The sequence below is a fragment of the Pseudomonas sp. MAG733B genome (assembly GCF_036884845.1).
Classification (GTDB): domain Bacteria; phylum Pseudomonadota; class Gammaproteobacteria; order Pseudomonadales; family Pseudomonadaceae; genus Aquipseudomonas.
In genome coordinates, this window is the sequence record NZ_CP145732.1 from 5,671,718 (window position 1) to 5,695,827 (window position 24,110).

The 24,110-nt window shown below is 58.9% G+C and carries 21 protein-coding genes; 10 read left to right on the top strand and 11 right to left on the bottom strand.

The window, feature by feature from the left end; all coding sequences use genetic code 11:
- The first annotated feature begins 104 nt into the window (after positions 1–104).
- The 7 genes from V6Z53_RS25915 (at position 105) to V6Z53_RS25945 (ending at position 7,620) form a co-directional block, all read left to right on the top strand.
- On the top strand, positions 105–2,228 hold the full coding sequence (locus tag V6Z53_RS25915) for a TonB-dependent receptor (RefSeq protein WP_338582468.1): 2,124 nt from the start codon (positions 105–107) through the stop codon (positions 2,226–2,228).
- A gap of 1 nt (position 2,229) precedes the next feature.
- A complete protein-coding gene (locus tag V6Z53_RS25920) occupies positions 2,230–3,162 on the top strand; it encodes an ABC transporter substrate-binding protein (RefSeq protein WP_338582469.1) in 933 nt (310 codons plus the stop codon).
- Positions 3,159–5,060 carry an ATP-binding protein gene (locus V6Z53_RS25925; protein ID WP_338582470.1) on the top strand — a complete coding sequence of 634 codons (1,902 nt, stop codon included), beginning with the start codon at positions 3,159–3,161 and terminating at the stop codon, positions 5,058–5,060. Before V6Z53_RS25920 ends, V6Z53_RS25925 begins: the two co-directional genes overlap by 4 nt.
- Before the next feature lie 247 nt (positions 5,061–5,307).
- Positions 5,308–5,823, top strand: coding sequence for a 3-hydroxyacyl-[acyl-carrier-protein] dehydratase FabA (gene fabA / locus V6Z53_RS25930; protein WP_003227150.1), 516 nt, complete (start codon positions 5,308–5,310; stop codon positions 5,821–5,823).
- Positions 5,824–5,834: 11 nt separating this feature from the next.
- Positions 5,835–7,055 carry a beta-ketoacyl-ACP synthase I gene (fabB, locus tag V6Z53_RS25935; protein ID WP_338582471.1) on the top strand — a complete coding sequence of 407 codons (1,221 nt, stop codon included), beginning with the start codon at positions 5,835–5,837 and terminating at the stop codon, positions 7,053–7,055.
- 21 nt (positions 7,056–7,076) lie between these two features.
- The gene (locus tag V6Z53_RS25940) at positions 7,077–7,361 is read left to right on the top strand and encodes a hypothetical protein (protein WP_338582472.1); all 285 of its coding nucleotides are present in this window, start codon (positions 7,077–7,079) and stop codon (positions 7,359–7,361) included.
- A gap of 70 nt (positions 7,362–7,431) precedes the next feature.
- Positions 7,432–7,620 carry a hypothetical protein gene (locus V6Z53_RS25945; protein WP_150704355.1) on the top strand — a complete coding sequence of 63 codons (189 nt, stop codon included), beginning with the start codon at positions 7,432–7,434 and terminating at the stop codon, positions 7,618–7,620.
- Between the two features lie 59 nt (positions 7,621–7,679).
- Here V6Z53_RS25945 and V6Z53_RS25950 read toward each other — a convergent pair whose 3' ends face one another.
- From V6Z53_RS25950 to V6Z53_RS25980, 7 genes are all read right to left on the bottom strand, one after another.
- Entirely contained in the window at positions 7,680–8,627 is a 948-nt protein-coding gene (locus V6Z53_RS25950; protein WP_338582473.1) for a hypothetical protein, read from the bottom strand.
- A gap of 176 nt (positions 8,628–8,803) precedes the next feature.
- Positions 8,804–9,346, bottom strand: a complete 543-nt coding sequence (locus V6Z53_RS25955) for a DUF2058 domain-containing protein (protein WP_338582474.1) — start codon at positions 9,344–9,346, stop codon at positions 8,804–8,806.
- 28 nt (positions 9,347–9,374) lie between these two features.
- Positions 9,375–10,208, bottom strand: a complete 834-nt coding sequence (mazG, locus tag V6Z53_RS25960) for a nucleoside triphosphate pyrophosphohydrolase (protein ID WP_338582475.1) — start codon at positions 10,206–10,208, stop codon at positions 9,375–9,377.
- Positions 10,209–10,333: 125 nt separating this feature from the next.
- A complete protein-coding gene (gene relA / locus V6Z53_RS25965) occupies positions 10,334–12,577 on the bottom strand; it encodes a GTP diphosphokinase (protein WP_338582476.1) in 2,244 nt (747 codons plus the stop codon).
- A 121-nt stretch (positions 12,578–12,698) separates the two neighbouring features.
- Positions 12,699–14,051, bottom strand: a complete 1,353-nt coding sequence (gene rlmD / locus V6Z53_RS25970) for a 23S rRNA (uracil(1939)-C(5))-methyltransferase RlmD (protein ID WP_338582477.1) — start codon at positions 14,049–14,051, stop codon at positions 12,699–12,701.
- A complete protein-coding gene (gene cysM, locus V6Z53_RS25975) occupies positions 14,051–14,953 on the bottom strand; it encodes a cysteine synthase CysM (protein WP_338582478.1) in 903 nt (300 codons plus the stop codon). Before cysM ends, rlmD begins: the two co-directional genes overlap by 1 nt.
- Before the next feature lie 108 nt (positions 14,954–15,061).
- On the bottom strand, positions 15,062–16,084 hold the full coding sequence (locus V6Z53_RS25980; RefSeq protein ID WP_338582479.1) for a PDDEXK nuclease domain-containing protein: 1,023 nt from the start codon (positions 16,082–16,084) through the stop codon (positions 15,062–15,064).
- A 413-nt stretch (positions 16,085–16,497) separates the two neighbouring features.
- On the opposite strand from V6Z53_RS25980, the gene V6Z53_RS25985 reads away from it, so the two are divergent.
- Positions 16,498–16,878: a hypothetical protein gene (locus V6Z53_RS25985; RefSeq protein ID WP_338582480.1), complete on the top strand. Its 381-nt coding sequence runs from the start codon at positions 16,498–16,500 to the stop codon at positions 16,876–16,878.
- Positions 16,879–16,928: 50 nt separating this feature from the next.
- Here V6Z53_RS25985 and V6Z53_RS25990 read toward each other — a convergent pair whose 3' ends face one another.
- The 3 genes from V6Z53_RS25990 to V6Z53_RS26000 all read right to left on the bottom strand — a co-directional run bounded on the left by V6Z53_RS25990 (position 16,929) and on the right by V6Z53_RS26000 (position 19,629).
- Positions 16,929–17,429, bottom strand: a complete 501-nt coding sequence (locus V6Z53_RS25990; RefSeq protein ID WP_338582481.1) for a hypothetical protein — start codon at positions 17,427–17,429, stop codon at positions 16,929–16,931.
- A gap of 132 nt (positions 17,430–17,561) precedes the next feature.
- Complete coding sequence (locus V6Z53_RS25995) at positions 17,562–18,920, bottom strand: sensor histidine kinase (RefSeq protein WP_338582482.1); 1,359 nt, start codon at positions 18,918–18,920, stop codon at positions 17,562–17,564.
- Positions 18,910–19,629, bottom strand: coding sequence for a response regulator transcription factor (locus V6Z53_RS26000; protein ID WP_338582483.1), 720 nt, complete (start codon positions 19,627–19,629; stop codon positions 18,910–18,912). The genes V6Z53_RS25995 and V6Z53_RS26000 overlap by 11 nt, the downstream gene beginning before the upstream one ends.
- Positions 19,630–19,844: 215 nt before the next feature.
- Here V6Z53_RS26000 and V6Z53_RS26005 point away from each other — a divergent pair, with 215 nt between their 5' ends.
- Both V6Z53_RS26005 and V6Z53_RS26010 read left to right on the top strand, forming a co-directional pair.
- Positions 19,845–22,598: a response regulator gene (locus V6Z53_RS26005; RefSeq protein ID WP_338582484.1), complete on the top strand. Its 2,754-nt coding sequence runs from the start codon at positions 19,845–19,847 to the stop codon at positions 22,596–22,598.
- 60 nt (positions 22,599–22,658) lie between these two features.
- Positions 22,659–23,648, top strand: a complete 990-nt coding sequence (locus V6Z53_RS26010; RefSeq protein ID WP_338582485.1) for a 2-hydroxyacid dehydrogenase — start codon at positions 22,659–22,661, stop codon at positions 23,646–23,648.
- Positions 23,649–23,653: 5 nt separating this feature from the next.
- Here the strand turns inward: V6Z53_RS26010 and V6Z53_RS26015 are convergent, their stop codons facing one another.
- Positions 23,654–24,058 (bottom strand): hypothetical protein, encoded by a 405-nt coding sequence (locus V6Z53_RS26015; RefSeq protein WP_338582486.1) that lies wholly within the window; start codon positions 24,056–24,058, stop codon positions 23,654–23,656.
- Positions 24,059–24,110 lie beyond the last annotated feature (52 nt).

Consider the following 24,110-nt stretch of genomic DNA (forward strand, 5'->3'; position numbering starts at 1 on the left):
TGGAAAGAAGTCCGATAAAACCGCGGAAAATGCTGACATCGTGACTGGAAAAGTCATCGGGCTCGGTTAACATGCGCGCCAACAATAATTAACAAGGATGTGTTGTGTCGCTGGGCTCTCCATCTCCCCACTCGCCGTTGGTGCTGGCGCTGGTTTTCAGCTCGCCATTGCTGGCTGACGATTTGTTCCTCGACAGCGATCCGCTGCCGCAAGTGCTCACGGCCACGCGCCTGAAGCAGTCGCCGGCCGCCGTGCCGGGGAGCATGACGGTGATCGACAATGCGCTGATCACCGCCAGCGGCGCGCGGGACATCAGTGAGGTGCTGCGGCTGGTGCCGGGCATGATGGTCGGCAACATCAGCGGCAATCAGGCCACCGTGAACTACCACGGCACCAGCGCCGGCGAAGCGCGACGCATGCAGGTATTGATCGACGGCCGTTCGGTGTACCGCGCGGGCCTGGCCACGGTGGACTGGAGCGACATCCCGGTGGCCATGGAAGACATCGAGCGCATCGAAGTTTTTCGTGGACCCAACACCGTCAGCTACGGCGCCAACGCGCTGATGGCGGTGGTCAACATCATCACCCGCAACCCGGCGGACAGCCACGGCACGCGGATGAAAGTTACCCGCGGCCAGCGTGGTATCAACGACTTTTATGCCAGCCAGGGCGTTGGCTGGGAGGATGGCGACTTGCGTTTGTCCCTGTCCGGCCAGCAGGACGATGGCTTCGACAGCGACCGTCGAGGCGCCGATTATCACGACAGTCGCCGCCTGAATCGCTTTAACCTGGCGGTCAGCCAGACGCTCAACGAGCAACAAAGCATCGATTGGCAATTGAACGCCAAAGAAGGCAGCAACCAACGCCCCTATACCTACCGCCCGGTGTTCTCGGGGATTACCCGCGCCGGGGACGATTCCGACGTCAAGGCCAAGGACTACGCCGGCTCGCTGCGCTGGAATCTCGACATCAATCCGGATCACAGCCTGTATATCCAGGGTTCGGCCCAACACTGGGATCGCCAGCAAACCTGGCGCGCCTGTGATGCCGAGGTGTCGTTCAGCCCGCAACTGACCGAACTCTGGCAACTCAACCCGAACTACACCGAGCGCCTGGCCCGCAACATCACGCGCTTCACCGGTCCCGGTGCGCCGGCGGGTACGCCAGCCGAGCAGGCGCTGGCCAATCAGGTCCTCGATCAATGGCGCAACGGCGCCAGCCAGACCGTCTGCGGCGACATCGACCAAAGCGCACGGGAAACGCGCTACGATCTTGAATTGCAGGACACCCTGAGCCTGTCCGATAGCCTGCGACTGGTTAGCGGCGTGAACTATCGTTACGACCGGGCAGATTCCGAGACCTACTTCAATGGCACCCTCGATGACACGACGTGGCGGGCCTTCGGCCAACTTGAGTGGCGCGCCAGTGAACACTGGTTGTTGCAGGGCGGCGCGATGTTCGAAGACACGCGGTTGATCGGCAGTTCGCTGACCCCGCGGGTGGCGGTCAATTACCTGATCAACCCGCGCCATGGGTTGCGTGCGGTGTATTCCGAAGCCATTCGCTCACCGGACATGTTCGAGAACAGTGTCAACTGGAGTTACCGCGTCACCAACATCCAGCCCGGGGCCTACGGCCAGTCCAGCGCCCGTTACTTCGTCAAGACACGCGGCCCCGGCGACCTCGATCAGGAACACATGCGTTCCCGGGAACTGGGCTACAACGGCTACTTTGCCGAGTGGGGGCTGGCGGTCGATGTGAAGCTGTTCTACGACGAAATCACCGGCATGATCAGCGAGCCGCTGCGCAACAACCAATACATTGCCAGCAACTCCAACACGGCACGTTTTTCGGGAACCGAAACCCAACTCGACTGGAGAGTCGGCACTGCCGACCGACTGCGCCTGACCTACGCCTACGTCGATTCCGATGCGAGCAACCCGCAGGATGCGCTACAGACCGCACGCAACAGCGGCTCCGTCGGCTGGCTGCGCGATTGGGGTCAGGGCTGGAACAGCGCTCTCTTCTATTATGGCGACGATGCGCTAAACGGTTACCGCTTCGAGCGGGTCGACACGCGCATCGCCAAGCAGATTCGCCTCGGCAAGGCCAATCTGGAACTGGCCGGCGTGCTCCAGCAACGCCTCGACAATCAACCCACCACTTTTGTCGACAACAACTACGACGAACGCCGAGTGCTGTATTTCAGTGCGGAGCTGGCGTTTTAAGATGGCGCATTGTCCGCCACGCAAGTCGCCAGGTGTGGGGCACCTGTTGGCCATGCTGTGCCTGGTGATCGGTGGCTGGCTGAGCAGCCTGTCGACCAACGCTGCGGACATTCTGTTGACCGGCGCCGAGGACAGCCCCGGCGTGCAATCTTTCATTCAGGCCCTGCGTGAATTGCGCCCTGGCGATCAGGTGCGCTTCCAGCCGCTGGTCGATCTGCCTGCGCCAGAAAAACTGGACGACGACACGCGTTTGATTCTGCTAGACCTGCCGAGCCTCGACTGGCGCCTGCAGGATCCGGAAGGCCCGGCGACGCTGGTAATGCGCATCAGCCGACTGCAAGCGCGCCAACACTTGGGTGACAGCCTGCCGCCGTACCTCAGCCTGCTCTGGAGCGATCCGCCGCTGGACCGCCAATTGCGCCTGACCCGACTCTTGCTGCCCCAGGTCAAACGGGTCGGCGTGCTGTATGACGATCACAGCGAGTTTCTGTTGAAGGAACTGCGCCGGGCCGCTTACACCCTTGGGCTTGAGGTGGTCACCGAACGCTGGGACAACACCCACGACAGTCGTCCATTGCAGACCTTGCTCAACAACAGCGATGTGCTGCTGGGCCTCGATGACCCCGATCTGTTCAACCAGAAAACCGCGAAAAACCTGCTGCTCAGCAGTTACTCGCGACAACTGGCGCTGATCGGCCCCAACGCAGGATTCGTCAGGGCCGGAAGCCTTGCCAGCACTTACACCGATCAGGGTGACTGGCTGGTGATACTCGATCAATTGCTGGATCAGCCACCCGCGACGTGGCCGCGCACGCTCTACCCGCTTCGCTTCAAAGTCTCAAGCAACCCGCAGGTGGCTCGTTCATTAGGTATGGAACAGATAAACGAAGCGTCTGTCGCAACACTGTTGGCCGAAAGAGAACGCCGCCCATGACCTTCCGTCGACGTTGGGACATCAACACCCGAACCCAGCTCATCAGCCTCGGCCCTGCCCTGTTGCTGACTTTGTTGTTGATCAGTTTCTTTACCTTCGTGCGGATCCAGGACCTGCGCCAGGAGCTCAACCACACCGGCCAACTGATCGCCAACCAATTGGCCCCGGCCACTGAATACGGGGTGATTTCCGGCAACAACGAGGTGCTAGAGAGCCTGCTCAAGGCCACGCTGGCCACGCCCAACGTGCGTTTCCTGGAAGTGCAGGACAGCGCCAACCGGATTCTGGTGTATGTCGAGCAACCGTCGGCCGACCACACCCGCCCGCATCAGGTCGAAGTGTTCCAGGCGCCGGTGCGCCTGCAACGGGTGCCGCTGCACAATGATTTTTTCCAGAACAACAAAGTCGCCAGCAATGCGCCCGCCGAAGACTATCTGGGCCGGGTGATCGTCGGTCTGTCCAACGATGCATTCAGTCAACGCCAGCAGGAGATCCTGCTCAAGGCTGCGATTCTGGCGCTGTTCGCCCTGCTGTTTACCTTCGTTCTCGCCCGCCGCCTGGCGGGGAGCCTGTCGCAACCGATCCGCGACATCGGCAATGCGGTCAAGGCAATCCAGGACGGCGACTACAAAACGCCGCTGCCCATCGTCGACGACACCGAGCTCGGCGCCCTGTCGCAACACATCAACAACCTGGCCAGCGGTCTCGAACAGGCCAGCCGTGAACAGCATCAAGCCATGGCGCAGTTGATCCAGACCCGTGAAGAAGCGGAAAAGGCCAACAACGCCAAGTCCGATTTCCTCGCGATGATGAGCCACGAACTGCGCACGCCGATGAATGGCGTGCTGGGTATGCTGCAGTTGCTGGAAACCACGCAGATGACCGACGAACAGGTGGAATACGCGGCGCTGGCTTCGGAATCCACCGAACACCTGCTCAAGGTCATCAACGACATTCTGGATTTCTCGCGCATTGAACGCTCGGAACTGGAGCTGGAACACATTCCGTTCAACCTCGCCGACCTGATCGGCACCTGCGCCCAGGCGTTCCAGCACAGCGCCGCACAACGAGGGCTCGATCTGCAATTGCAGGTTCCAGAGGACATGCGGGCGCTTCAGGTTCAGGGTGATCCGACGCGAATCCGGCAGATTCTGGTGAACCTGATCGGCAATGCGCTGAAGTTCACCGAGCAGGGTCGCGTGTCCATCGAACCGCAGTGGCAGTCACTGGATCACGAATTGCTGTGGTTCACCTGCACGGTGCGCGACAGCGGGATCGGCATCGCAGCCGAGAGCCTGGAACTGATGTTCAACGCGTTCCAGCAGGCCGACAGTTCTATTTCAAGACGTTACGGCGGCACCGGCCTGGGCCTGCCGATTGCGCGCACGCTCGCCGAACGCATGGGCGGCACCTTGCGCGCCCAGAGCGAAGAAGGTCGCGGCTCGGTGTTCACCCTGGAAATCCCGCTGGCGTTGTATCAACAGCCTTTGCCGGTACTGGCACCGCGGGCGCCCACAGGCAAAGGCGACGGTGAAGGGCGCAATGTGTTGCTGGTCGAGGACAATCCGGTCAACCAGACGGTCATCGAAGCCATGTTGCGCAGTCTCGGCTTTACAGTCAGCGTCGCCGCCGATGGCATGCAGGCGGTGCGCAGTGCCGAGAGCCTGATTTTCGAAGCGATCCTGATGGACTGCCGATTACCGATCCTCGACGGCTATGAAGCCACCCGACAGATTCGCCAACTGCCCGGTTGCACCGACTTGCCGATCATCGCCCTCACCGCCAATGCCTTGCAGGGTGATCGCGAAGCCTGTTTGTCGGCGGGGATGAACGATTATCTGGCCAAGCCCTTCAAACGTACTGATCTTCAGCAAATTCTGCAGCGCTGGGTGCAGTAGTACAGGCCTTTCGAGCATCTGCGACTGGCGTGAAAGGCGAAAGTGCGGCAGTCTTAGGCACCCGAACAGGCCCGAAAAGGGGCTTGAATAAAAATTTCAGTGCACAAGTGTACATTCATGTCCTTGGTGCTGTGACTTTCACCACAACGCAATAGTCTATGAGTAGGCTGCCGGTTCGAGGCATGAACGCTTCGATCGGCCGGGAAGATTTGCCCCACCTGCCGCATGGGACTATTGAGGAGCTCGCATGACCAAACAAAACGCCTTTACCCGGGAAGACCTGCTGCGCTGCAGTCGCGGTGAGCTGTTCGGCCCAGGTAACGCGCAACTGCCCGCCCCGAACATGCTGATGGTTGATCGCATCACCCTGATCAGCGAAGAAGGTGGCAAGTACGGCAAAGGTGAATTGGTCGCCGAGCTGGATATCAATCCGGACCTCTGGTTCTTCGCCTGCCACTTCGAAGGCGATCCGGTGATGCCGGGCTGCCTGGGCCTCGACGCCATGTGGCAACTGGTCGGATTCTTCCTCGGCTGGCAAGGCCTGCCGGGCCGCGGTCGCGCCCTGGGTTCGGGCGAAGTGAAATTCTTCGGCCAGGTCCTGCCGACCGCCAAGAAAGTCACCTATAACATTCATATCAAGCGCGTCCTCAAGGGCAAGCTGAACCTGGCCATCGCCGACGGTTCGGTCACTGTCGACGGTCGCGAAATCTACACCGCCGAAGGCCTCCGGGTCGGCGTGTTCACCTCCACTGACAACTTCTAAGGGTTATCCGCATGCGCCGCGTCGTTATCACTGGTCTGGGCATTGTTTCGTGCCTGGGCAATGACAAAGAGACCGTCTCCGCTAACCTGCGTGCAAGCCGCCCTGGCATCCGGTTCAACCCGGAATATGCCGAAATGGGTCTGCGTAGCCAGGTTTCCGGCTCCATCGACCTCAACCTTGAAGAGCTGATCGATCGCAAGATCTATCGCTTCGTCGGCCACGCGGCGGCTTACGCCTACCTGGCCATGAAAGACGCCATCACCGACTCCGGCCTGACCGAAGAGCAGGTGTCCAACCCGCGTACCGGCCTGATCGCCGGTTCCGGTGGCGCATCGACCCTGAACCAGATGGAAGCGCTGGACATCCTGCGCGAGAAAGGCGTCAAGCGCGTCGGCCCATACCGTGTAACGCGGACCATGAGCAGCACCGTTTCCGCTTGCCTGGCCACTCCGTTCAAGATCAAGGGCCTGAACTACTCCATCGCTTCTGCCTGCGCCACCAGTGCTCACTGCATCGGTACCGCCATGGAACAGATCCAGATGGGCAAGCAGGACATCGTGTTCGCCGGCGGCGGTGAAGAAGAGCACTGGAGCCAGTCGTTCCTGTTCGACGCCATGGGCGCCCTGTCCAGCAAACGCAACGACACCCCGGAACAAGCCTCCCGTGCCTACGATGCGGACCGTGACGGTTTCGTCATCGCCGGCGGTGGCGGCATGGTCGTGGTAGAAGAGCTGGAACACGCTCTGGCCCGCGGCGCGAAGATCTACGCGGAAATCGTTGGCTACGGCGCGACTTCCGACGGCTACGACATGGTTGCCCCGAGCGGCGAAGGCGCGATCCGCTGCATGCAGCAGGCGCTGTCCACCGTCGACACCCCGATCGACTACCTGAACACCCACGGCACTTCGACTCCGGTCGGCGACGTCGCGGAAATGAAAGGTGTGCGTGAAGTGTTCGGTGACAAGGCTCCAGCCATCAGCTCCACCAAGAGCCTGTCGGGTCACTCCCTGGGCGCCGCCGGCGTTCACGAAGCGATCTACTGCATGCTGATGATGGAAGGCAACTTCATTGCCGGCTCCGCCAACATCGACGAACTGGACCCTGCAGTAGCCGATCTGCCGGTGCTGACCAAGACCCGCGAAAACGCCACCATCAACACTGTGATGAGCAACAGCTTCGGTTTCGGCGGCACCAACGCCACGCTGGTGCTGAAGCGCTGGGAAGGCAAGTAATTCCCCGCCGCTGAGCCGCACATGAAAACGCCCCGACTGGTTCGGGGCGTTTTTTTTGCCTTTAGAAAAAACCTCAAGACATATACAAATCCCGTAGGAGCTGCCGAAGGCTGCGATCTTTTGACTTCAAGGCAGATCAAAAAATCGCAGCCTTCGGCAGCTCCTACAGGGGCATTTGCCGTTTCTGAACATGAAGCATTTGTCATGAAACTCAAGGCCCTGCGATTGAATGTCGCGTATTTCAAGGCCTGCGGGATTTTCTCCGATTCTGCAACAGTCCCTTTCCAAACTCAGTCGTTTACTTAGCAAGCTACCAAACCCTATAACAGAGTCCTGCACACGCCTTGCTGCAGATAACAGAGATTGGAGCTAGCAGATGACTGTAAAAGTGACTGAACGCGACGATTCACATAAATCCCACGAAGGCGTAGCCGCCGGTATCCGCATCTGGGATGTGCATCAACAAGGTTTGCTGGTCGGGATGTTCCACAACGAGATCGACGCCCACAACTACAAGGCTGAACTGGAAACGCTGGAGCATAAACGCGAACTGGCGACCGGTTGAAAAACGCTTTTATCACGATGCAGCCTGCCCCTTCCCTCCCGGGCAGGCTGCAATCTCTTTCAGACAACCTCGAGCAACGTCAAATACAGATCGCCCTCGATCGACACCGACGGGACTCGATCAACAATCCGACCCGCTTCAAGCCTGACCACTTCGACTTCGCCATCGCCCATTCCGTCATTGCGAATCGAAAACTGCAGCGATGACGGGTGACGCTTGGCGTAATCGAAATCCATACCGCAGGCGATCAGGAAATCGATTTTTGCCTCGGTGAGCTCAACCTGGCTGTCGCGCTCGCCCTCCTCCAAGTTGTAGTAATCCAGGCACAGATTGATACCGAAGGGGCAGCCATTGACGAGGCTATTGATAAACTTACCGTCATATCCATCAACGTAACTATGCTCGGCCCGCACGCTACTGAGTTTCTTCACCCTGACGACGATTTCTTCGGAAAGCCTGAATAGCCAAAAGTCCCCATCCATACTCAAGTGTTTGCCAAAGTCGATACCTGATACATGGCGTTTCGGCCACATCGACATCAATGGCCTGTCAACTTCATATTCTTTATTGGAAATGGCCAGCAGGTAATTAATAACATCGTAATAACTCGATTCACCTTCTCCAACTTTGATGAGCGTCGCACAACTCCCCGCCAGCAATACAATCTTGCCGTACCGTTCAATTGGAAGTTCTGTCATCAATGAAGCTACACCTTCGGGCACCTTCTCCAGATAGGCAGAGTTCAGTTCATGGAGCTCCGCTTCGCTGCGGACCTCATGCCAGGGGATGTTCCAGAAGAACTCAGGCAGTGTGAAGAAAAGGCAGGCGGCCCCGTCATGGTCCTCTCGGGCAGCCTTCGCGGCCATTTTCATCTTCCAGAGCACATGGTCAACCCGTGCATCCAACTCACTCGCCAGGTACTCGCTGATGGTTTGATAGGAGGACCGTTGCTTTGAAAACTGCGATTTGAAAGTGGGCTGACGTAACGAAGCGATACTTACAAGCATTGTTTTAATCCTTATTGATTGAAGTTCATTCCATTTGTTTTCTCCAGATCATTAAAACTATATTTTTTTGATAAAAGAAAACCCGAAAGATCGTATCGATACAACCTTTCGGGTTCAATGTGCAAAAACTCGTGAAGTGCTAGCAAACATGTAAGCCCGCTAGAACAACGATTTGATTACCACATCAGATCATCAGGAATCTGATAGGCCGCGTACGGATCTTCCTCAACGCTGACTTCTTCAGTCTTGACGTTCATCTGCACGATGCGCTGCGGATCGCGCTCCTGGATCTTCAGCGCCGCTTCACGCGGGATCACTTCGTAACCACCAACGTGATGGACGATGGCCAGCGAGCCGTTGCTGAGCTTGTTGCGCATCAGCGCGTTGACCGAGAGGCGCTTGACCTTCTTGTCGTCGACGAAGTTGTAGTAATCCTCGGTCGTCAACTTCGGCAGGCGCGTGGCTTCGATCAATTGCTTGATCTGCGCAACACGGGCCTTGGCCTCGGCTTTTTCCTTCTGCTGACGATTGAGCTCCTGATCGCGCTTGACCTTCTCGGCCATGGCTTCCTGAGCCGCGCGCTGCTGGGAATCATCGAGTTCGACCTGGCCTTTGTGGGCCAGACGCTGTTGCTTCTGCTTGTCTTTGCTGACCTGTTTGGCCTGCTTCTGGTTGACCAGCCCTGCTTTGAGCAACTGGTCGCGAAGGGAAATGCTCATGGTGCTTATTACTCACTTAGGCAACTGCTCAACCGCAGCTGGGCAAATTCTTTTCCTGACGTTTGGCTTCGCCCCATAAGGCGTCCAACTCTTCGAGGGTGCAATCTTCCATGGGACGGTGGGTGTCGCGCAATGCCTGTTCGATAAAACGGAAGCGTCGTTCGAACTTTCTGTTGGCGCCACGCAGCGCGGTTTCCGGATCAACCTTGAGGTGTCGCGCCAGATTGACCACGGAAAACAGCAGGTCGCCGATCTCCTCGGCTACGGCCGCCGGATCGTTTTCCGACATGGCTTCGAGCACTTCATCAAGCTCTTCACGGACTTTATCGAGCACCGGCAAGGCGTCCGGCCAGTCGAAACCGACCTGACCTGCACGCTTCTGCAATTTCGCCGAACGTGACAATGCCGGCAATGCAGCGGGCACGTCATCGAGCAACGACAACTGCTCCGGTGCCGCGGATTTCTCTGCGCGCTCTTCAGCCTTGATCTCTTCCCAGCGTTGCTTGACCTGGTCTTCATTCAGGCGCGGCACGTCCAGCGGCGCGTACAAGTCGCCGGTAGGGAACACGTGAGGATGACGACGGATCAGCTTGCGAGTGATGCTATCGACCACGCCGGCAAACTCGAAGCGCCCTTCTTCCCGGGCCAGCTGACTGTAATAAACCACCTGAAACAGCAAATCGCCCAACTCACCCTGCAAGTGATCGAAGTCCCCGCGCTCGATGGCATCGGCGACTTCGTAAGCTTCTTCAAGGGTGTGCGGGACGATGGTGGCGTAGGTTTGCTTGATGTCCCATGGGCAACCGAACTGCGGATCGCGCAGGCGGTTCATGAGGTGAAGCAGGTCTTCGAGTGAATACATTTATCTAACTCTGCAAGAACCTGTGGGAGCTGGCCTGCCAGCGATGGCATCACCTCGATTCCACTGAAGGACCGAGTTGTCTGCATCGCTGGCAGGCCAGCTCCCACATTGGATCGAGGTCACCATCAAGGCGTGCGGTTACGCCGCGTTTCGATGATGTTCGGCAACTGCGAAATCCGCCCGAGCAACCGTCCCAACGCGTCCAGCCCCGGAATCTCGATGGTCAGGGACATCAGCGCGGTGTTGTCCTCCTTGTTCGAGCGGGTATTGACCGCCAGCACGTTGATGCGCTCGTTGAGCAGCACTTGCGAGACATCACGCAGCAGACCGGAACGGTCGTAGGCGCGAATGACGATGTCCACCGGATAGGTAAGCACCGGCACCGGCCCCCAACTGACCTGGATGATCCGCTCCGGCTCGCGCCCGCCCAGTTGCAGCACCGAGGCGCAGTCCTGGCGGTGAATGCTCACGCCGCGGCCCTGGGTGATGTAACCGACGATTGCATCTCCCGGCAACGGCTGGCAACAGCCGGCCATCTGGGTCATCAGGTTGCCCACGCCCTGGATCTGGATGTCGCCACGCTTACCCGGTTTGTAGCCGGTGGCTTTGCGTGGAATCAGCTCAAGTTGCTCGTTGCCCCGCTCCGGCTCGACCAGTTGCTGCGCCAGGTTGACCAGTTGCGCCAGGCGCAAATCGCCGGCACCGAGGGCGGCGAACAGGTCTTCGGCGGTTTTCATGTTGGCCTTGTCAGCCAGCTTGTCGAAATCCACCGCCGGCAAACCGAGGCGATTGAGCTCGCGCTCAAGCAGCGTTTTACCGGCCGCGACGTTCTGGTCACGGGCCTGCAACTTGAACCAGTGAACGATCTTCGCCCGCGCCCGCGAGGTGGTGACGTAACCCAGGTTCGGGTTCAGCCAGTCGCGGCTCGGGGTGCCGTGCTTGCTGGTGATGATCTCGACCTGCTCACCGGTTTGCAGGCTGTAGTTGAGCGGAACGATGCGCCCATTGATCTTGGCGCCGCGGCAGTTGTGACCGATTTCGGTGTGCACGCGATAAGCGAAGTCCAGCGGCGTCGCGCCCTTCGGCAGGTCGATGGCGTGACCGTCCGGGGTGAAGATGTAGACGCGATCAGGTTCGATATCGACCCGCAGCTGTTCCGCCAGACCACCGATATCACCCAGCTCTTCGTGCCACTCGAGCACCTGACGCAGCCAGGAGATTTTCTCTTCATAGTGATTGGAGCCGGATTTGACGTCGGTGCCTTTGTACTTCCAGTGTGCGCAAACCCCAAGCTCTGCCTCTTCGTGCATGGCGTGGGTGCGGATCTGCACTTCCAGCACCTTGCCCTCGGGCCCGATTACCGCCGTGTGCAGCGAGCGGTAGCCGTTCTCTTTCGGGTTGGCGATGTAGTCGTCGAACTCTTTCGGAATGTGCCGCCACAGGGTGTGGACGATGCCGAGCGCGGTGTAGCAATCGCGCATTTCCGGCACCAGCACGCGAACGGCGCGCACGTCGTAGATCTGGCTGAATTCCAGACCCTTGCGCTGCATTTTGCGCCAGATAGAATAGATGTGTTTGGCCCGGCCGCTGATGTCGGCATCGACGCCGGTGGCCTGCAATTCGTTTTTCAGCTGGCTCATCACGTCGCTGATGAAACGCTCGCGATCCAGTCGCCGCTCATGGAGCAACTTGGCGATCTGCTTGTACTGATCGGGCTCAAGGTAACGGAAGGACAAGTCCTCCAGTTCCCACTTGATATGACCGATACCCAGGCGATGGGCAAGCGGTGCGTAGATGTCGAAGACTTCACGGGCGACGCGGTTGCGCTTTTCGTCGTCGGCGGTTTTTACCGCACGGATCGCGCAGGTGCGCTCGGCCAGTTTGATCAGGGCGACGCGAACGTCGTCGACCATGGCCACCAGCATCTTGCGCAGGTTTTCAACCTGGCCCTGAGTGCCGAGCACCAGGGATTTACGCGGGCTCAAGCTGTCGCTGATCGCCGCCATGCGCTGCACGCCGTCGATTAGCTTGGCCACTACAGGACCGAAGCGCTGGCTGATCGCCGGAAGCTGGATCTGGCCTTCGCGCACGCCACGGTACAGGACCGCGGCGACCAGCGAATCCTGATCGAGTTTGAGGTCGGCGAGAATCTCGGCGATCTCAAGGCCGGTGCGGAAACTCGAGTTTCCTTCCGACCACAGATTCTTGGCCGCATTGGCCTGTTGCTCAGACTCGCGAGCGAACTCGCAAGCCTCTTTCAAGGCTTCGCGATCCAGTGCCAGATCGACACTGACCGCATGATCGAGCCAAGCCTCGAGATTGATACTGCCGTCGGTGTTGATCGGCTGGTGTGCTCTCACCTGTACCATCTTGCTTACCTTCCCTACGACGCAGATTCAATGCGTCAAATCGCTGACCTTCGTTGCCGGTGCGCCCACGTCGGGCTGATGCGCGGCTGCACGGGCGGGCCAGTCGGACCAGACGAGCATCCTAGCTCGCTTCAAATAACGCCATGGCCTCGACATGTGCCGTCTGAGGAAACATATCGAGAATCCCGGCACGTTTTAACCGGTAGCCCTGCTTGATCAATTCGACCGTGTCGCGCGCCAGAGTTGCAGGGTTGCACGACACATACACCAACCGTTCGGCACCCAAGGTCTTGAGCTTGCGCACGACCTCGAAAGCACCGTCACGCGGTGGGTCCAAGAGTACCGCACAAAAGCCTTCGCGCGCCCATTCGGCGTCGGTCAAAGGCTGGGATAAATCGGCCTGAAAAAACTTCGCGTTATGCAGATTATTGCTAGCGGCATTCGCGGCTGCCCGCTCGACCATCACCTGCACACCTTCCACCGCCACCACTTCGCGAACGGTCTGGGCCAGCGGCAAGGCAAAGTTGCCCAAGCCACAGAACAGATCGAGCACGCGCTCATCCGCGGTCGGTTTCAACCAGTCCAGCGCCTGGGCAACCATTGCTTCGTTGACCGCGGCGTTGACCTGCACGAAATCTCCGGGCCGGTAAGCCAGTTCCAGATTCCACTGTTCCAGACGATAGCCCAACGACTGATCGGCCTCGACTGGTTGTGGTTCGCCCTCGCCATGCAGCCACAACTGGGCTTCATGGAACGCGCAAAAATCCTTGAGGATCGTCAGATCGGCGTCAGACAACGGCGCCATGTGACGCAGCAAAACTGCCAGCGATGAACCACTGAACAATTCCACATGCCCGAGCGCCTGAGGCTTGCTCAAGCGACGGAGCATCTCCGGCAAACGGGTCATGATTGGTTGCAAGGGCTGTACCAGCACCGGACATTCATTGATACCGACAATGTCCTGGCTGCCGGCGGCGCGGAAACCGACTTCGAGTTTCTTTGCCTTCATGTCCCAGCGCACGGCGACACGGGCGCGGCGGCGGTAGCCGAATTCCGGACCGCTCAAAGGCGCCGCCCATTCTTCAGGCTCGACACCGGCGACCTTGGACAATTGCTCGGCGAGCATGCGCTGTTTCAGGGCGAGCTGTTCGTTATGAGGCAGATGCTGCACGCTGCAACCGCCGCAACGGCCGGCATGGGCGCACGGCGCCGGACGACGCAATTCGCTGGCCTTGAATACCCGTTCGGTGCGCGCCTCGACCACTTTGCCGTGTGCGCCAAGCACACGCGCCTCGATCTCTTCACCGGCCAAAGCGCCGATGACGAACCAGGTGCGGCCTTCGAAAAACGCGATACCGCGACCGTCATTGGCCAGGCGCTCGATGGTCAGGCGCTGCTTTTTGCCGGTCGGAATTTGTGGGGCCTTGCTGCCGCCGGTGGGCTGGAAGCGCAGGCCTCTCTCATGCTTGGCCATCAGTTGGGCGCGTCGAAAATGCCGGTCGACAGGTAACGGTCGCCACGGTCGCAGATGATCGCGACGATCACCGCGTTTTCAACTTCTTTGGACAGGCGCAGCATTGCCGCCACGGCACCGCCCGAGGACACGCCGCAGAAGATGCCTTCTTCGCGGGCCAGTCGACGGGTCACGTCTTCGGCTTCGCTTTGCGCCATGTCGACGATCCGGTCCACGCGATCGGCCTGGTAAATCTTCGGCAGATATTCCTGGGGCCAGCGACGGATACCCGGGATCGCCGAACCTTCCATCGGTTGCAGACCGATGATCTCGACGTTTTCGTTCTGCTCTTTCAAGTAGCGCGAAACGCCCATGATGGTACCGGTGGTGCCCATCGAGCTGACGAAATGGGTGATAGAACCTTCGGTCTGGCGCCAGATTTCCGGGCCGGTGGTGGTGTAGTGCGCTTCCGGGTTGTCGCCGTTGGCGAACTGATCCAGCACCTTGCCACGGCCTTCGGCTTCCATCTTCTGCGCGAGGTCGCGGGCGCCTTCCATGCCTTGCTCCTGGCTGACCAGAATCAGCTCGGCGCCATAAGCGGTCATGGCGGCCTTGCGCTCTGCGCTGGAGTTATCCGGCATGATGAGGATCATCCTGTAACCCTTGATCGCGGCGGCCATGGCCAACGCGATGCCGGTATTACCCGAGGTCGCTTCGATCAGCGTATCGCCGGCGTGGATCTGCCCGCGCAACTCGGCGCGGGTGATCATCGACAGCGCCGGACGGTCCTTGACCGAACCCGCCGGGTTGTTCCCTTCGAGCTTGAGCAAAAGGGTATTGCTGGTGGCGCCGGGCAGGCGCTGCAAACGAACCAGCGGAGTGTTGCCGACGCAATCGGCGATGGTTGGGTACTGCAAGGTCATGGCGTATTCGCAATCCAGACTGCGGGGGCGCCTATCATACCGGCAAACCTCGGAAGGCCATATCACGCAAAGTGTGGTGCTTATGGCTTATGGGAATAAGGCGCTGGATCAGTCTTCATCTGCGTGCGCAACATTCAGCGCATAGAACTCATGCAGCTTGGCTTGCAACAAGTATTTGTCGGGAAGCTGAACCTGATACTCGGCGATCAGCGCTGGCGACAGACTGCGGTTAAGGGCGTACTCGACAACCTCGTCATCCTTGCTGGCACAGAGCAACACACCAATGGCGGGGTTTTCGTGAGGCTTGCGCTCGTCGCGATCGAGCGCTTCAAGATAAAAGTCGAGTTTGCCCAAATATTCCGGTTCAAAACGGCCGACCTTGAGTTCAATGGCCACCAGACAATTAAGCCCACGATGAAAGAACAGCAAGTCCAGCGCAAAATCACGCCCGCCGACCTGGATCGGATGTTCGGACCCGACGAAACAGAAGTCACGGCCCAGCTCATTCAGGAAGTCCTTGAGGCGTGCCAACAATCCTTTATGCAAATCCGTTTCGGCATGACTGCCAGGGAGGCCGAGAAATTCGACCATGTAGGCGTCGCGGAATATCTCCAGCGCTGCAGGGTGAGTTTGTTTCAGAGCGGCCGAGACTTTTGCCGGCTGAGTCACGCTGCGCTCGAACAGCGCAGCTTTGAACTGGCGCTCCAGTTCACGCTTCGACCACCTCTCCTGAACCGCCATACGCAAGTAAAACTCCCGTTCTTCCGGACGTTTGCTCTGGCCAAGGATGATCAGGTTATGCGACCACGATAATTGTCGCGCCAGTGGTGCGACTTTTTCTTCGACGCAGTAGATCTCATAAAACTGACGCATGCGGAACAAATTTGACCTTGTAAAACCGCGCAACCCAGGTTGAGTTTGAGCCAGATGCTCGGCCAACTGCCCGACTACGGCATCACCCCATTCGGAATTTTCCAGCTTTCGACTGATGTGAGCGCCGACCTGCCAGTACAACTCGATCAGTTGGGTATTGACTGCTTGAATGGCCTTTTGTCTGGAACTGTGAATCAGCGCGAGGACTTCATCGAAACGGTGATCACTTGTGCTAGTGGGAACGCTGGGTGCATTCATGCCCGACTCCTTGAGGATGAGTAAAAGCCAGAGCTTAAACGGTCAAGGAAGCCTCAAAATGCCGGTGATACCCTTTCGGAAACTTCGTACAACATCTCAGGAACGCTCCGCCATGATCAGCCTGATGGTGGTTCGGTCAGATTTCCATTCCGTCCTGAAAAACAAGGGGTAACAAATCGCTGTCAGCAAATGCACTTTTCTGTAAGAAAAAAGAATGTGCTCATCGGAAATTTCCTGCACCTCGCAACGGCATGCATGAACTAGTTGGCATCAGAACTTACAGATAATCTTTTTCAATGTTCAGTCAAACACGACGTCTGACTGCTCATAGGGTGCGGGACAAGCGATAACTCGCTGGTGATGCTCACACCTTAAACTTAGCCAAACTGAATTCATCTCAAGGAAGAAAACCAATGAAGATTTTACTCGCCCTACCCTTTGCCGCACTGATGATTGCGAGCGGCCAAGTCTCTGCTGCATGCGTTTATATTCAGAATACCTATAGTGGAATCGTGCCTGCCAACTCATACGTAGTTGTGCAGGGGCCGTTCACTATCACTAGCGCTAATGGTTGTAGACAAGCGAATATCACTTCTACCATTGCGGGCTTGGGGCTTGGTTCCCCACCCAATCTTGTAATTGAAAAACTGGATGGTTCTATTTGGAAGCACGTTGACGGTGGCAATCGCAGCACTGCTTCTACACTTGGAGCACTCGGCACCTATCGGGTTCGCCATGTAAACGAACATAACGTGGCAAGAGGTTACTCCGGCACTACACGTTATGGACGTTAAACTGTAAGGCTGCCGGTGCCCATCGTCTCCACTCCTGGGCACCGGTGATCTCAAGCTTGGATGCTGACGGATAGGTCGCTTTGAACTGAACTCGCGAAATAGGAAAGCGCGCCCAAGACATGATTTGCTCGAATCAGGCCTTTGGTGAATTCATGAAAGCCAGCGGCTTCAGTTGTTTTATGCGCCAGCCTGTCCTCAAGCATCTGATTGAGCATGGCTACTGCATTGAATTTAACGTCTGCTCCAGCTTGATGGCCATTTTCATCCGTTGCCATACTGCCTGACGTGAAGATGATCGATACATAATTATCTATCAGACCATTCTCACGAAGCAAAGAGCCAACCATGGCAAGCTCATAGGTACTGACTGACGTAAAGTCATATCCCTTCAGCGAATCCTTCAACTCTTCAATTGAAAGTTTTTCATCAAGCTTCAACACATCAACCGCATCGCCGGCATTGGTCTTCGTGTAACTATTAGTCATCTCAAGAGGATTCTTGACGAAATAGGCATCTGATTTCATCGACAAGGCTGGGTAATTAATATTCAAAAGACATCTCCCTGATTTTTTATTCTCAAGCTAGATATCGCCACCCAACTTTAAACCTTGAGAGTTTTGTCCAAGGAATGCCCTGTGAAGATGTTGCGAATTATCTCAAAACAACAATCTGATCATCGCTGATTAAACCGGTGATGTGTGAACCAACAACCGCATATTCATCCGCAAACCCGCCGCGGTGTTCTGCGCCCAAAGTTGTCCACCCTGACGCTGCACGGCGTTCCTGGCGATGCTCAGCCCTAGGCCAAACCCGCCGTCTCCAGGTCGTGAACCGTCGAGACGCGTAAAAGGCAGGAAGATCCGTTCCAGATCGGTTTCCGCTACACCACCGCCCTGGTCTTCCAGCCACAGATGCCAGAACTTGCCCTCACGGCGACCACCGAGGGCGACGATGCCGCCGGCCGGAGAATGCCGGATAGCGTTGCGCAGCATGTTTTCCAGCGCCTGCGCCAGGGTGTTGAGGTTACCGCGCACCCAGCAGGAAGCATCGACCTCGCAGCGCAATTGGGCGGGCGACCAGCAGCTTTCATAGCAGGCGTTTTCGGTGAGCATTTCCCACAAGGCCTGGACCTGGATCGCTTCATCGGGCAATCGCGTGCGTTCGGTGTCGAGCCAAGCCAGTTGCAGCGTGTCTTCCACCAGCCGCTGCATGCCATCGACTTCGCGGCCAATACGCTCGCGCAGGGCTTCCAGCCCTTGCTCGCTTTCGCTGGCCACCCGCAGGCGACTCAGTGGCGTGCGCAGTTCGTGGGACAGGTCGCGCAGCAATTGCTGTTGCAGCGCCACGGTAGTTTGCAGGCGCTCAGACATGTGATCGAACGCCCTGCCCAGTTCACCCAACTCATCGGAGCGATTGGTGGTCCGGCTCGACAACCGTACATTCAACTGATCGGCGCGCCAGGCATTGGCCTGTGCGCGAAGGTGATTGAGCGGCACCACCAGCAAGCGGTACAACCCGACGCACAGCAGCAAAGTGAACAGTCCCGGAATCACGCCGTTGGTGATCACGCGCCAGAACACCCGGTATTGCCCGGGCACGAAGCGTTGGGGCAGTTCGATCACCAGGCTGCCGGCGGAGGGATCGCCGGGAAACGGTACGCGCATCCATGGCCGACCTTTTTTGTGGATCGGCCAATCGAGGCCGCGCAGAAAGGTCAGGTGCTCGATGTCCTTGTCGGTCAACGGCTGGCTGCCCAAGGACTGCAAATCACCGCCGATGACACCCACCCAGCTCTTTTCCCGGCGTTGCATGCTTTGCAGCCAGCGGTCGACGCCCTGACGCTCGTCCTGACGCCACGCCTGCTCGGCTTCGGCGGAATAGCGCGTCAGGGTGCCTCGGGCCTCGTCCGAGAGGAACTGATTGCGCTCCTCCATGTAGCGGCCCCAGGACCAACTGAGCCAGATCATCAGCAGACAGAACGCCACCAGCAGACAGGCGAGTTTCCAGAACAGCGAGTGCCGCCCCGGCAAATTACATTTCATCGCCGGCACTCAGGATATAACCCTTGCCCCAGACCGTGCGCACTTCACGCTCGGTATAACCGATGGCCTTGAGTTTGCGGCGAATCTGGCTGATGTGCATGTCCAGGCTGCGGTCATGGGCCGCGTAACCACGCTGCAGCACATGTTGATAAAGGAAGGCTTTGCTCAACACTTCTTCGCCATTGCGGTTAAGGGTTTCCAGCAGCCGGTATTCGCTGCGGGTCAGGCCGGCCGCCTGCTCGCCGTAGAAAACCTCGAACAGATCGTCGTCGAAACGCAGGTTGTCCGTCGCCGGGGCAATCGCCGCCATTGTAGGCCGGCGATCAAGCGCAACCCGGCGCAGGATCGCTTCGATGCGCACGCGTAACTCGGCCATGCTGAAGGGCTTTGGCAGGTAATCGTCGGCGCCCAGGCGGAAGCCGCTGATGCGATCCGCCTCGGCACCGAGCGCCGACATCAACAGAACCGGCGTGGAATGGCTCTGGCGCAATTGCGTCAGCACCGACAGCCCGTCCAGGCCCGGCAGCAGGATGTCCATCAGCACCACATCGAAGGCTTGATCGCGGGCAGCGTCCAGTCCTTCCTGGCCGTTCTGGCACCAGGTCACCTGAAAGCCGCTACGACCCAGATGCTCGTGGACATAGGCACCGAGCACGAGGTCGTCTTCGATGGAGAGGATACGGGGATGGCCGGCAGCAATGGGAGTCATGAGTATCTGCAAATAATTCTCAGTTGACAATTATTCAAGATTGCATCGCACAGGGCAACCCAAGGGTTCTCCCAGCCTGTAAAAGTGTCGAGCCAACCGACGAATGACGACATCAATTTTACGAAGATTGCCCGCCTGCAAATCGCTACACTGCGCAGATGACGCGTGCCGGACGCATGCGCAGGTCTATCGATAGCTGGATGCAGGAGAGATGCGTGCTCAAGAAACTGGGAATTAAAGGCCGCGTGCTGTTGCTGACCCTGTTGCCGACCAGCCTGATGGCGTTGGTCCTGGGCGGCTATTTTACCTGGATGCAGCAATCGGACCTGCAAACCCAACTGATGCAGCGCGGTGAAATGATCGCCGAGCAACTGGCGCCATTGGTGGCGCCGGCCATGGGTCACCACAACAATGAGCTGCTGGAACGCATCGCCACGCAGTCCCTGGAACAACCGGACGTGCGTGCCGTGACCTTTCTCGCGCCGGACCGCACGCTCCTGGCCCACGCCGGGCCGACCATGCTCAATCAAGCCCCGCTGGGCGACGGCTCGCAGATGCTGCGCCGCAGCGGCAATGACGCGACCCGTTATTTGCTGCCGGTGTTCGGCAAACACCGCAACCTCGCCGGCGACGTGATTCCCGATGAAGCCGACCGACTGCTGGGCTGGGTCGAACTCGAACTGTCCCACAACGGCATGCTGCTGCGCGGTTACCGCAGCCTGTTTGCCAGCCTGATGATGATCGCCGCCGGTCTTTGCGGGGCGGCGCTGCTGGCATTGCGCATGGGGCGCACGATCAATGGCCCGTTAAGCCAGATCAAGCAAGCCGTGGCCCAACTCAAGGACGGTCATCTGGAAACCCGCCTGCCGCCCCTCGGTAGCCAGGAGCTGGATGAACTGGCGTCCGGCATCAACCGCATGGCCGGCACCCTGCAAAATGCCCAGGAAGAATTGCAGCACAGCATCGACCAGGCCACCGAAGACGTGCGCCAGAATCTGGAAACCATCGAAATCCAGAACATCGAACTCGACCTGGCGCGCAAGGAAGCCCTGGAAGCGAGCCGGATCAAGTCCGAGTTCCTGGCCAACATGAGCCACGAAATCCGCACGCCGCTCAACGGCATTCTCGGTTTCACCCACTTGCTGCAAAAAAGCGAGCTGACCCCGCGCCAGCTCGACTACCTGGGCACCATCGAAAAATCCGCCGACAGCCTACTGGGGATCATCAACGAGATCCTCGACTTCTCGAAGATCGAGGCCGGCAAACTGGTGCTCGACCATATTCCGTTCAACCTGCGCGACTTGCTGCAGGACACCCTGACCATTCTCGCCCCGGCCGCCCACGCCAAGCAGCTGGAACTGGTGAGCCTGGTTTACCGCGACACGCCGTTGTCGCTGGTGGGTGATCCGCTGCGGCTCAAGCAGATCCTCACCAACCTGGTCAGCAACGCGATCAAGTTCACCCGCGAAGGCACCATCGTTGCCCGCGCCATGCTTGAAGAAGAACACGAAGACAGCGTGCAACTGCGCATCAGCATCCAGGACACCGGCATCGGCCTGTCGAACCAGGATGTGCGCGCGCTGTTCCAGGCGTTCAGTCAGGCCGACAACTCGCTGTCGCGACAACCCGGCGGCACCGGGTTGGGACTGGTGATTTCCAAACGCCTGATCGAACAGATGGGCGGCGAGATCGGCGTCGACAGCACGCCGGGCGAAGGTTCGGAGTTCTGGATCAGCCTGAGCCTGCCGAAAACCCGCGACGACGCCGAAGACTTGCCCGGCCCGCCGCTATCCGGCCGGCGTGTGGCGGTACTGGAAAACCATGAACTGGCCCGTCAGGCCTTGCAGCACCAACTGGAGGATTGCGGCCTCGCCGTCACCCCGTTCAATACCCTGGAAAGCCTGACCAATGGCGTAACCGGCGCGCATCAGACTGATCAGGCAATTGACCTGGCGGTGCTGGGTGTCACTAGTAACGACATGCCGCCCGAGCGCCTCAACCAGCACATCTGGGACCTCGAACACCTGGGTTGCAAAGTGCTGGTGCTGTGCCCGACCACGGAACAGACGCTGTTCCACCTCTCGGTGCCCAACCCTCACAGCCAGCTCCAGGCCAAACCGGCCTGTACCCGCAAACTGCGGCGTGCGCTGTCCGATCTGGTCAACCCGCGCCTGCCCCGCAGCGAACCCGGCGAACCGGTCTCCAGCCGCGCGCCGAAAGTGCTTTGTGTCGACGACAACCCGGCGAACCTGTTGTTGGTGCAAACCCTGCTCGAGGACATGGGCGCCAAAGTGCTGGCCGTGGAGAGTGGTTACGCCGCCATCAAAGCGGTGCAGAGCGAGACCTTCGATCTGGTCCTGATGGACGTGCAGATGCCGGGCATGGACGGACGCCAGAGCACCGAAGCGATCCGCCAGTGGGAAAGCGAACGGCATTGCACGCCGCTGCCGATCGTCGCCCTCACCGCCCACGCCATGGCCAACGAAAAACGTGCATTGCTGCAAAGCGGCATGGACGACTACCTGACCAAACCGATCAGCGAACGGCAACTGGCACAAGTGGTATTGAAGTGGAGTGGCCTGGCGCTGCGCAATCAGGTCCCGGAGCGTTCCGGCGACAGCCATGGCAGCGCCTATGAATTGCTGGTGTTGGATCACGAAGAAGGTTTGCGTCTGGCCGCCGGCAAGGCCGATCTGGCGGCAGACATGCTGGCAATGCTGCTGGCCTCGCTGGAAGCCGACCGCGAAGCGATTCGCCAGGCCCAGGCAAGCCACGATCACAACGCCCTGATCGAACGGGTCCATCGCCTGCACGGCGCCACTCGTTATTGCGGCGTACCGCAATTGCGCGCCGCCTGCCAACGCAGTGAAACCCTTCTCAAGCAACAAGACCCGAAAGCCTTCGGCGCGCTCGAAGAACTCGACCGGGCGATCAATCGCCTGGCCGCCCAGGCACGGATCAATGCTTGATGCACAGCAAGGTTGTTGGCAGCCACACGGATTAACGTAGCAAAATTCCCGGGAGGATTTATGCGCACGATTCTTTTCAGCAGCCAGACCTACGACCGCGACAGCTTTCTTGCCGCCGACTTGCCATCCGGCATCGAGTTGCACTTTCAAGCGGCACGACTGAGCCTCGATACGGCAGCGTTGGCCGAGCATCACGAAGTGGTCTGCGCCTTCATTAACGATGACCTCAGCGCCCCGGTGCTCGAACGTCTGGCCGCCGGCGGCACACGCTTGATCGCCCTGCGCTCGGCCGGTTACAACCATGTCGACCTGGCAGCGGCCAAACGCCTGGGCTTGGCGATTGTGCGCGTTCCGGCCTACTCGCCCCATGCCGTGGCCGAACACGCGGTGGCGCTGATCCTGGCACTCAACCGCCGTTTGCACCGCGCCTACAACCGCACCCGCGAAGGTGATTTCAGCCTGCATGGGCTGACCGGATTCGACCTCGTAGGCAAGACCGTCGGCGTGGTCGGCACCGGGCAGATCGGCGCGACCTTCGCCAAAATCATGAACGGCTTCGGTTGCCAGTTGCTGGCTTATGACCCATACCCCAACCCTCAGGTCGAAGCGCTGGGCGCCCGTTATCTGAGCCTGCCGCAACTGCTGGCCGAATCGCAGATCATCAGCCTGCACTGCCCGCTCAATGAACAGAGCAAACATTTGATCAACCGCGAATCACTGGCGCACATGCAACCGGGCGCGATGTTGATCAACACCGGTCGCGGCGGTCTGGTGGACACACCGGCGCTGATCGAGGCGTTGAAGAACGGTCAGTTGGGTTATCTGGGGCTGGACGTCTATGAAGAGGAGGCGCAGCTGTTTTTCGAGGACCGCTCAGACCTGCCCTTGCAGGACGATGTCCTGGCGCGACTGCTGACGTTCCCCAACGTGATCATCACGGCGCACCAAGCCTTCCTGACCCGCGAAGCCCTGGGCGCGATTGCCGCAACCACCTTGCAGAACATCTCGGCGTGGGCGGCCGGTACGCTACAGAATCAGGTCGAGGGCTGATCGGTTCAGGCTTTCGACAAAAGAATCATCAGCCCCAGCCAACCGAAGCCGAGCAAACGCGCCAGCCAGCTATGCCCGGGGCGCAGCAGGAACCAGACAAAAAACGGCGGCAGCAAAAACACCATGATCTTCAGCCAGAGTTCTACCGGGCGCGGTCCTGCGGGCGCTGGAACCGGGGCCTGGATTTGAAGTTCAGGTTCAGGTTCAGCTTCGGGTTTGCGTCGACGCCCAAACGCCGCAGGCGTCACTCGGGGCACACTTTCATTGGTGGGTAACCGCCCGAACGAAATCACCGCTTCCTGTGGCGAGGTTGCCGCTTGCCCCGCCTGTGCTGGCGCACCGCAATGAATACAAGCAGGCGCCGTTGAACTGATGCGTTGCTTGCATTCAAAACACTCGATTAACGCCATGTCCATTCCTTAGAGATGCAAAAGCGGCAGTGTGCCATGACTCGACCGGCAA